This is a genomic window from Sphingomonas sp. CCH9-F2 (assembly GCF_001556735.1).
In the GTDB taxonomy this organism is placed as follows: Bacteria; Pseudomonadota; Alphaproteobacteria; order Sphingomonadales; family Sphingomonadaceae; genus Sphingomonas; species Sphingomonas ginsenosidimutans.
The window spans coordinates 1-9,674 of the sequence record NZ_LSJO01000288.1; the positions used below are offsets into that span (position 1 = coordinate 1).

The 9,674-nt window shown below is 65.2% G+C and carries 8 protein-coding genes and 1 pseudogene; 6 read left to right on the forward strand and 3 right to left on the reverse strand.

Going from position 1 to position 9,674, the window contains the following annotated elements:
* Positions 1-55: 55 nt before the first annotated feature.
* Both AX685_RS08700 and AX685_RS08705 read right to left on the reverse strand, forming a co-directional pair.
* Positions 56-541 (reverse strand): annotated as a pseudogene (locus tag AX685_RS08700) (ParB/RepB/Spo0J family partition protein); the annotation flags it as partial.
* Positions 542-591: 50 nt separating this feature from the next.
* The gene (locus AX685_RS08705) at positions 592-1,740 is read right to left on the reverse strand and encodes an AAA family ATPase (protein ID WP_066487632.1); all 1,149 of its coding nucleotides are present in this window, start codon (positions 1,738-1,740) and stop codon (positions 592-594) included.
* 141 nt (positions 1,741-1,881) lie between these two features.
* On the opposite strand from AX685_RS08705, the gene AX685_RS08710 reads away from it, so the two are divergent.
* The 4 genes from AX685_RS08710 (at position 1,882) to AX685_RS08725 (ending at position 7,191) form a co-directional block, all read left to right on the forward strand.
* The gene (locus AX685_RS08710; protein WP_066487623.1) at positions 1,882-3,423 is read left to right on the forward strand and encodes a site-specific DNA-methyltransferase; all 1,542 of its coding nucleotides are present in this window, start codon (positions 1,882-1,884) and stop codon (positions 3,421-3,423) included.
* Positions 3,423-6,053, forward strand: coding sequence for a DEAD/DEAH box helicase family protein (locus AX685_RS08715; RefSeq protein WP_066487624.1), 2,631 nt, complete (start codon positions 3,423-3,425; stop codon positions 6,051-6,053). Before AX685_RS08710 ends, AX685_RS08715 begins: the two co-directional genes overlap by 1 nt.
* Before the next feature lie 251 nt (positions 6,054-6,304).
* A complete protein-coding gene (locus tag AX685_RS08720) occupies positions 6,305-6,640 on the forward strand; it encodes a type II toxin-antitoxin system TacA family antitoxin (RefSeq protein ID WP_231738721.1) in 336 nt (111 codons plus the stop codon).
* Entirely contained in the window at positions 6,637-7,191 is a 555-nt protein-coding gene (locus AX685_RS08725) for a GNAT family N-acetyltransferase (protein ID WP_010409162.1), read from the forward strand. Before AX685_RS08720 ends, AX685_RS08725 begins: the two co-directional genes overlap by 4 nt.
* 55 nt (positions 7,192-7,246) lie before the next feature.
* Here the strand turns inward: AX685_RS08725 and AX685_RS21520 are convergent, their stop codons facing one another.
* Entirely contained in the window at positions 7,247-7,417 is a 171-nt protein-coding gene (locus tag AX685_RS21520) for a hypothetical protein (protein ID WP_156445731.1), read from the reverse strand.
* Positions 7,418-7,711: 294 nt separating this feature from the next.
* On the opposite strand from AX685_RS21520, the gene istA reads away from it, so the two are divergent.
* Both istA and AX685_RS08735 read left to right on the forward strand, forming a co-directional pair.
* Entirely contained in the window at positions 7,712-9,226 is a 1,515-nt protein-coding gene (gene istA / locus AX685_RS08730) for an IS21 family transposase (protein ID WP_066487626.1), read from the forward strand.
* Positions 9,213-9,674 (forward strand): ATP-binding protein (locus tag AX685_RS08735; protein ID WP_197418535.1); only part of this gene is annotated, 462 nt, incomplete at its 3' end. The genes istA and AX685_RS08735, both read left to right, overlap by 14 nt.

A 9,674-nucleotide genomic window follows, 5' to 3' on the forward strand; every position in this document is an offset into this window, starting at 1 on the left:
TCGGAAATATTGAGATCCTGACAGCAAAATCAGCGATTTACTTGGGGAATGTGGGTTCCAGATCCGCCAGCCGGAAAGCCGCCTCATCATCCAGCTGCGCGACCTGCGCCACGAACTGCATGTCGGGATAGCTGTGCGAACGCAGCCAGCTGATCGACCAATGCCGCCGCGTGCCGGCGATCACCTCGAAATCGTGATCCGGATCGCCGTCGACGCGCCGCACCACCGCCGGCACCTTCTGTCCGCCCTCGGCGACGATCGAGTCGATCAGCTCGCGGCAATTCTCCTCCGAGAGGTGCGCGTAAGTGCGAGCGTTGCCCGGCCAGATGCGCACGCGCGCGGGATCGAGCAGCAGTTGGGTGACCTGCCGCACCTCGCCGCTCGCCACACGCGCCAGCGCGGACTCGCGACCGAGCAGCGTGGTCGTGCGCGCGCGTTCCGGGGGAGCCTCGCGCGCCGGGGCAGGGAAGGGGGCATTGCCTTGTTCGGACGCGTCATCTGCGAGCAGCGCCGCCAGATAGTCCGATTGCTTACGCGCCATGCCGCACCTCCCGTGCAGAACGTAAGTAGAACATGGCGTTGTAGGAAAGGTCAGGCCGCGGCATGGATCACCGCCTCCTCGCTGGCCGGTTCGACACGCCCCCAGCTTTGGCGCACGAGCTGCTCCACCTGCCGCAGCGCCTCGTCCAGATTGGCGCGGCTGCGCTTGTGCGTCTTGGGCGTGCCGATCGGCTTTTCCAGCTCGTAGACGGTCATCATCCGCATCGCCGCATGGCTGATCTCGGCCGATTCGAGGATCGGCACCGGGAGCAGGGCAGGGCCGAAGCTCTGCTCCATGATCGCGCGCACCATTGCGTGGCTGGGATCGTTGCCATCGAACTTGGAGCAGATCAGCCGGACGAACTGGTAGTCGACCTCGATGCCGGCGCCCGTCAGCTGGTGCAGCACCTGATCCATCATCGACAGGAATTGCACGGTGGAGCAGAAATCCGGCGTGGTGGCCGCCAGCGGCACCAGCAGCGCGTTCGCCGCCTGCATCACTGCCAGGCTAATCGTGCCGAGGGCAGGGGGCGGATCGAGCAGAACGATGTCATAGTCGCGCGCGAGGTCGGACAAACCGCGCTTCAGCTTGCGAAACCGCGCCGCCAGCACTGATCCGCCATCGCTGCCCGCTGCCGCCAGCTCATATTCAACGTCGAACAGTTCGAGATTGGACGGGATCAGGTCCACGTTCGGCCACGGCGTCCGCTTTACCGCGTAGAGCAGGTCCGCTTGGGTTGGGTCAATCGAGAGATACGGGTAGAGCGTCTCTTCCCGCGTAATGTTGAAGTGTGGGTTGAAGCCGAACAGGGTCGTCGTCGTCGCCTGGCTGTCGCAATCGACCACCAGCACGCGATAGCCCTGCACCGCGAAATAATGGGCTAGGTGCGTGGTGACGGTCGACTTGCCAACGCCGCCCTTGAAGTTCTGCACCGCGATGATCGCCGGCACGTCGAGCGGGGCGCGGGCAGGGGACGCGCCCAGCACCTCGCGCATCCGCAGCATTTCCTCGACCGTGTAGCCCAGCCGGCGCCCGCTCTCGGAGGCGGGGGCAGGGGGCAATCTCCCGTCATCTTCCGCCATGCGGATGCGGTTGGTAGAGCAGCCGAGCAGCTGTGCCGCCTCGGCGATGCCGAAGCGAACGTTGAGCCCCTTGCGGCTCTCGGGCAGAAACGCTTTGCGCCGGAGGCGTTCGATCATCCGCTCGCCAGCCTCGGCGAGGTCGCCGATCTGCGTCAGCACTGCACCATCATGTGCCAAGACAAAGCCCCTTGAACCTTTTCAGCAACGAACTTGCCAGATTTCATTCAGGGCGGCAAGAAGGCGGGCGAAGGGGACACAATGCCGATCCTGCACTGGCTGACACGCGACCGCGACGTGAAGGCGGCGGATGCCGTACCGTACCGCCTGCTGGAGCGCGACGCGGCGCTTTCCGCCGGCGCGCCCGGCAGCGGCAACATGCTGATCCAAGGCGACAATCTGGAGGCGCTCAAGAGCCTGCTGCCCAATTATCGCGGACAGGTGAAGTGCATCTACATCGACCCGCCTTACAATACGCGGTCGGCTGTTTCTGTCCATTATGACGACACGTTAGAGCACAGTCAGTGGCTGGCGATGATCTATCCGCGGCTTGAACTACTCCAAGAACTGCTCGCTGAGGATGGAAGCATCTGGGTGTCAATTGACGATCATGAGGGGCATTACCTCAAGATCGTGATGGACGAGGTGTTTGGACGCGGATCTTTCATTGCAAGCCCTGTTTGGCAAAAGCGTTACTCGCGTGAAAACCGAGAGGCGATCGGCGACGTTCACGAGTATCTGCTCGCTTATTCGCCATCACCTGAGCGCTTCAAAGCGCAACGCAACAAGCTGCCGCTTGATGAGGATCAGGCCAAGATCTATCGCAATCCTGACAACGCCAAAGAAGCAGACCCGAGTAAGCGTTGGCGTGGGCTTCCGATGACTGCGCAGGGCTACCGCCCAAACCAGATGTACGAGATTGTCGCCCCGAATGGTCGACGGCATACACCTCCCGAAGGTCGCTGCTGGTCGATGATTCGACCCGAGTTCGAAAAGCTAGTTGAGGCGAAGCGGATTTACTGGGGCAAGGACGGGAACGCACAGCCGAGCGTCATCCGTTTTCTTTCTGAGGTCGAAGGATTGGTGCCTTGGACATGGTGGCCACATGGCGAGGTCGGCCATACTGACGAGAGCAAGAAAGAGGCGAACGCGTTGTTTGGCGCCGACGTAAGTTTCGGCACGCCCAAGCCCGAACGCCTGCTGCAACGCATCCTCCACATTGCCACCAACCCCGGCGACCTCGTCCTCGACTCCTTCCTCGGCTCCGGCACCACGGCGGCGGTCGCGCACAAGATGGGGCGGCGCTGGATCGGGATCGAGATGGGCGACCATGCCGTCACTCATTGCGCGCCGCGGCTGAACAAGGTTATCGCGGGTGAGGGCGGCGGCATCAGCCGGGCGGTCGACTGGCAGGGCGGGGGCGGGTTCGACTTCTACCGGCTCGGCCCTGCGGTGTTCGACGCCGATGGCACGATCGCCGCCGGCATCGCCTTCGCCCCGCTCGCCGCGCACGTCTGGTTCGCGGAGACCGGGACGCCATTCGCCGGAGCGGCCGCCACGCCGTTCCTGGGCCACCATGACGGGCAGGGGGTCGCGCTGCTCTACAATGGCATTCTCGGTGACAAGCGTCCGGCGGGCGGCAACGTGCTGACACGCGCGACGCTGGCGCTGATCCGGGAGGGGGCAGAGGGCTTCACCGGCCCGGTCACCATCTATGGCGAGGCGAGCCGGCTGTCGCCCGCGACGCTCACCGCCGAGCGCGTCATCTTCAAGCAGACGCCCTACGACGTGAAGGCCCGCTGATGCAGCTCAAGACCTATCAGCAGGCGACCCTCGACACGCTGCGTCGCTTTTTCGAAGCGGCACAGGCGCACGGGCCCAAGGCCGCGTACGAGGCGATCACGACCGAGCCGGACCAGGCCAGGCGGCTGCGCGGCTATGGCGGGCGCTACACGCCCCTGCTCGGGCAGGAGGGGATGCCCTATGTCTGCCTGCGCCTGCCCACCGGCGGCGGCAAGACGCTGCTCGCCGCGCACAGCGTCGCGGTCGCGCGCGATGCGTGGATCGGGCGCGACTATCCGCCGGTGCTGTGGCTGGTGCCGACCACGACGATCCGCCGGCAGACCGTGGACGCGCTGAACAACCCGCGCCATCACTATCGTAAGGCGCTGGCTGCCGCCTTCGGTGAGCCGGTGCGCGTGTTCGACATCGCCGATTTCACCCGGCTGACCGCGGCCGACCTGTCGCGGCACCTGTGCGTGTTCGTCGCCACCATCCAGACGCTGCGCGTGGAGAACACAGAGGGGCGCAAGGTCTATGCGCACCACGAGGCGCTGGAGCCGTTGTTCGCGAACGTGCCGAAGCGGATCTCGGGGCTGGAGCCGCTCGGTGCCGAGGTGGCAAAGCGGGTAGGGGGCCACCCGGACGACATACGCTATTCCTTAGCCAACCTGCTCCACCTCCATCGCCCGCTGATGATCATGGATGAGGCGCACAAGGCGGTGACCGGCCTGTCGCGCGAGATGCAGGCGCGCGTGAACCCGTCCGCCATCATCGAGTTCACCGCGACCCCGCATCCCAAGAGCAACATCCTCCACGCCGTTAGCGCCGCGGAGCTGAAGGCGGAGCAGATGATCAAGCTGCCCGTCCGCCTGGATGAGCACCAGACCTGGGAGGGTGCGGTGACCGGCGCGATCGCGCGCCGCGCCGAGCTGGCGGAGAAGGCGGGCCGCGATCGCGACGGATACATCCGCCCGCTGGTGCTGTTCCAGGCCGAGGACAAGGGCCGCGAGGTGACCGTCGACGTGCTGCTGGAGCACCTCCGGTCCGTCCACCACATCCCCGCCGACAAGATCGCGGTCGCGACCGGCGACCAGCGCGGTCTCGACGGCATCGACCTGTTCTCGCCCGACTGCCCGATCGACTACATCATCACCGTCGAGGCGCTGAAGGAGGGCTGGGACTGTTCCTTCGCCTACGTCTTCTGTTCGGTCGCCAACATTCGCAGCGCGACCGATGCGGAGCAGCTGCTCGGCCGCGTGCTGCGCATGCCCTATGCGAGGAGGCGCAAGGCGCCCGCGCTGAACAAGGCCTATGCGCACCTCGTGTCCAAGTCATTCGCGGAGGCCGCGACGGCCCTCAAGGACCGGCTGGTCGACATGGGCTTCGAGGAGCAGGAGGCGGAAGCGTCGATCGAAGCGGCGCCGACGTTGGGAGAGGGGCTGTTCGGCGCGCGCGCGCGTCCGCTGCCGTCCGCGCGGATCGAGGTTGCGGCGGATGCGGGCACTTTGGCGGCGGTGAGGGCCGCCGCGCCCGATCGGCTCAGCGTCGAGGATGGCGCGATCCGGATCACCGGCTTCCTGCGCGAGGCGGAGAAGGCGGCGGTCTATGCCGCGCTCCCCGCGCCCGCCGCCGCCCATGTGCGCGAACAGGTCGCCGCCTATGAGGCCGAGCACGCGCATGAAGCGGCGCCCGCCGAGCTTGGGCAGACGTTTGTCGTGCCCCGCCTGATGGCGCAGATGCAGGGCGAGCTGGTGTTCGCCGATACGGACCGCCTGTCCGAGTATTTCGACTGGTCGCTCGCCGAGGCCGGTCACCAGCTTACCCGCGACCAGTTCGACGTGGCCGAAACCGCCGACGCCTTTCAGATCGACCTCGACGGTGATCGGCTCACCGTGGCGCACAGCGACGTCAGCGACCAGTTGCTGCTCGACGTGCCGGTCGAGGGCTGGACGGAGAGCGGGCTCGTCGCGCTGTTGGCAAAGGCGGTGCGACAGGATGACGTGCGCCCCGCCGAGCTGCTGGCGTGGCTGGCCGATGTGGTCGGTTTTCTGGTCCGCGATCGCCATCTGCCGCTCGCCGCGCTGATGCGCTGCCGCTTCATGCTCGCGCGGCGCCTGCGCGATCGCATCGCCGCCGTTCGCCAGGCCGCGCGTGAGCGGGCGTATCAGAGCTGCCTCTTCGGCCCCGACGCTGCGCCGACCGTCTCGGTCGAGCACGGCTTCCGCTTCGCTGACGGCATGTTTGATGGCGTGCCCGCCTATCGGGGCAGCTATCGCTTCACCAAGCACTTCCTGCCCGCGGTACCTGTTTTCGACAGCGGCGAGGACGGCGAGGAGCTCAGCGCCGCCAAGCAGCTCGACGCGGTGCCGGAGGTGGACGTCTGGGTCCGCAACGTCGCGAGCCATCCCGCCGCCTTCTGGCTGCCGCTGGCGACGGGCCGCACCTACCCCGACTTCGTGGCGCGGCTGACGGACGGCCGCCTCCTGGTCGTCGAGTATAAGGGCGGCCATCTCGTCCGCGACGCAGCCGAAAAGCGCCTCGCCGGTGAGCTGTGGGAGCGAAGCGGCGGCGGCCTGTACGTCTTCGCCGAGCGGGAGCGGGACGGGATGAACGTACGCGATCAGATCCGTCGTGCGATCGGCCGTGGGTGATTGGCGGTCGTTTGGCAAAGGGCAGGGTTGGGTAGGAAAACGGACGGGGCGGCTTGGACAGACGGGAACGCCTTCATTCACCATTCACGCCGGCACTCACGGCAGCTACCAGCTCCCACACCCCTCATCGAAGTGCATGTTGGCTCATCCCGGCCAGACATTCTGACGCGGGTTTCTGACGCCTGCAGCAGGACAGACAAATTAAGCGACTCTCAATCTTTTGTTGAAATGTACGCCGCAAAGACGTACATGTGCGTGAAGGTTGGATGAGGTGTGCCATGCTTGGCTTTCAGGATCAGGTCGGCGCCGTTGAGGAGCGCAGCAGCGAGCGGATGAACTTCCGTACCAAGCCGCGCATCAAGCAGGCGATTCAGCAGGCTGCCGCTCTTTCCGGTGTGGACGATTCCGTCTTCACGATGAACGCGGCCTATCGCTCTGCGATGGAGACGATCGCGGCGCACGAACGCACCACCCTGCAGCCGGTCGATCATTCGCGCTTCTTTGCGGCGCTCGACACGCCGCCGGCACCCACCGAGCGACTTCGGGCAGCATTCGCGCGGCATCGTGAGACGATCGTCAGCAGGTGACGGCGACAGAGGACGCAAAGCTCTTCACCATCGAACCGCTCGATCCTGCCAAGCACGATCGAGCGGCCTTTTCCTGTGGCATCACGCAGGTCGACAACTTCTTCCGCCGGACCGCGAACAAGCTCGCCAAGGCGGATAACGTCCGCACCTTCGTGATGGTCGGTGCCGAGGGCGAGCTGATCGGCTTCTATGCCACCAACGCCCATGCGATCGACTATACCGAGTTACCCGATCGGTTCGCCCGCAACCGCCCTGCGCATGGCAGTATCCCGGCCGCCTACATTTCGATGATCGGCGTCGACAGCCGCTTTCAAGGGCAAGGCTATGGCGGCGATCTGTTGGTCGATTGTCTCAAGCGCCTGGCCTTGGCGGCCGAAGCGTTGGGGATCGCCGTCGTCATGCTGGACGTGTTCGACTGCGGCGATGCCGAGAAGGTGGCGAAACGCATCGCGCTCTATACCGGCTATGGCTTTGAGCCGCTGCCCTCCAACGGCTTGCGGTTGTTCCTGCCGATCGCGACGGTTCGGACTCTTACGCAAGCGGATGCGTAGGCTGAGAATTGCTGACGCGTAACTTGCCCAGTTCAAAGCCCCATGCTGCGCGGTCCTAATCAAGCATTTGATCTTTCAGCGTCAGAAGGGCGAGCACATCATTCCCAAAGCCTTTGACGCACTCCTCGGTCAGCTCAAACCTATCGGCGCCCCGGCGATCGAACCATGCGTCCGCCCCGATGATCGTCGGCCGCGACCGATCAATCTTTCCATACAGCACGTCCATCGCGTCTGACTCAGGATCGAGATCATCACGGGGAAACCAGTGATCCGGAATGCCGCCATTGCGTCGAAACCATCGGCGTCCGTTCTGACCGTGGCAAACGATCATACAGGGCCAAGGACTATGGTCGATAAACCTTTGCGCCGTCGCCAACCGGCTGGTGGAAAAGGCAGCCGCCAGAGTGAGGATCAGCGTGCAATAGGCACCCCCTTCGTGGGGTGATCGGCGTGCAAAAAGGACCCCTTCATCCCGGGGATTTAGTCGGCCGACTGGTTTTGATCAGTTGGCGAGAACGGGATGTTGATCGTGGAGACAGTGGTTCGGATTCGGCGTGAGCATGCAGCGGGTAAGGCGATCAAGGCGATCGCTCGTGACCTTCGTTTGTCGCGGAAGGTCGTCCGCAAAGCGATCCGGTCGCCGGAGGCGGCGTTCAACTATCAGCGCAAAGTCCAGCCGCTGCCGCGGATCGGTCCTTATCAGGATCGTCTCGATGTGCTGCTTGAGGAGAACGAAGGTCGCGGCCGCCGCGATCGGCTACGGATGACGCGTATCCATGACCTGCTGGTGCGCGAGGGGTTCGATGGATCCTATGATGCGGTGCGCCGCTATGCGGCGCGCTGGCGTGCTGCGCGGCGGAAGGATGCTGGCGAAGGCGCACCGGCGTTCATCCCGATGACCTTCCAGCCGGGTGAGGCCTACCAGTTCGACTGGAGCCACGAGGATGTGGAGATCGCCGGCAAGCCGATGCGGGTGAAGGTGGCGCATATGCGTCTCTGCGACTCGCGCGCACCCTATGTCCGGGCCTATCCGCGCGAGGGCCAGGAGATGCTGTTCGATGCCCATGCCCGGGCGTTCGCGTTCTTCGGCGGTGTGCCGCGACGCGGTATCTACGATAATATGAAGACGGCGGTGACGGCCGTGTTCACCGGCAAGGAGCGTGTGTTCAACCGCCGCTTCCTGATCATGACCGATCATTACATGGTCGAGCCGACCGCCTGCTCGCCGGCGGCGGGATGGGAGAAGGGCCAGGTCGAGCAGCAGGTCCAGACAATCCGAGGCCGCTTCTTCCAGCCGCGGCTCCGGTTCGCCAGCCTGGCCGAGCTCAACGGGTGGCTGGAGGCCGAGTGCCGGCGCTGGGCCGAGCATCATGCCCATCCCGAACGCGGGGATATTACCGTCGCCGAGGCGCTGGATATGGAGCGACCGGCCCTGCAGCCGATCCTGGCACCGTTCGACGGCTTCCATGAGAGCGAGCATGCCGTCACCGGCACCTGCCTCATCAGCTTCGATCGCAACCGCTACTCGGTCATGTCGACGGCCGCACGCCGGACCGTTCAGGTGCGCTCCTATGCCGATCGCATCGTCATACGCTGCGGCGATGCGATCGTCGGGGAGCATGAGCGCCACTTCGGTCGGAACCGCACGATATACGATCCCTGGCATTATCTGCCGGTCCTCGCGCACAAGCCCGGCGCGCTGCGTAACGGCGCACCGTTCCAGGACTGGGATCTGCCGCCCGCCCTGCACCGATTACGGCGAAGGCTCGGCACCGGGGACGAGGCCGATCGCAGGTTCGTGCGGGTCCTCTCGGCGGTGCTCACCGATGGCCTGGAGCCGGTAGAGGCTGCCGTGCGCGAAGCGTTGGCGAACGGAACGGCCAGCGACGAGCTGATCCTCAACATCCTCTCCCGGCGCCGCGAGCCGGCGACACCCCACAGCATCGTCACTTCGGAAGACCGGATGCTGCAGCATCCTCCGCTCGCCGACTGTGCCCGCTATGATCTGCTGCGAGGCTATGATGCAGCGGCATGATATGATCGACACGATGCGCGGCCTCGGACTCAAGGGCATGGCGGCGGCGTTCGACGAGGCGGTCACCACCGGCCTCCAGCGCAAGCGCACCACCATGGAGATACTGACCGACCTGCTCCGTGCTGAGGCGACCCACCGGGATGCAGCCTCCATCCGCTATCGGATGACGGCTGCGAGGCTGCCCGTGGTGAAGGACCTGGAGCGGTTCAGCTTCGAGGGCACACCGATCAATGAGGAGATGATCCGCTCCCTTCACGATGGCTCCTTCCTCCCGCCTCGCCGCAATATCGTGCTGGTCGGCGGCACGGGGACAGGCAAGACCCACCTCGCCATCGCGATCACCGCCAATGTCGTGCGAAGGGGCGCTCGCGCCCGCTACTTCAACACCGTCGATCTGGTGACACGCCTCGAAGAGGAGACCCGGATCGGCAAAGGCGGGACCCTGGCG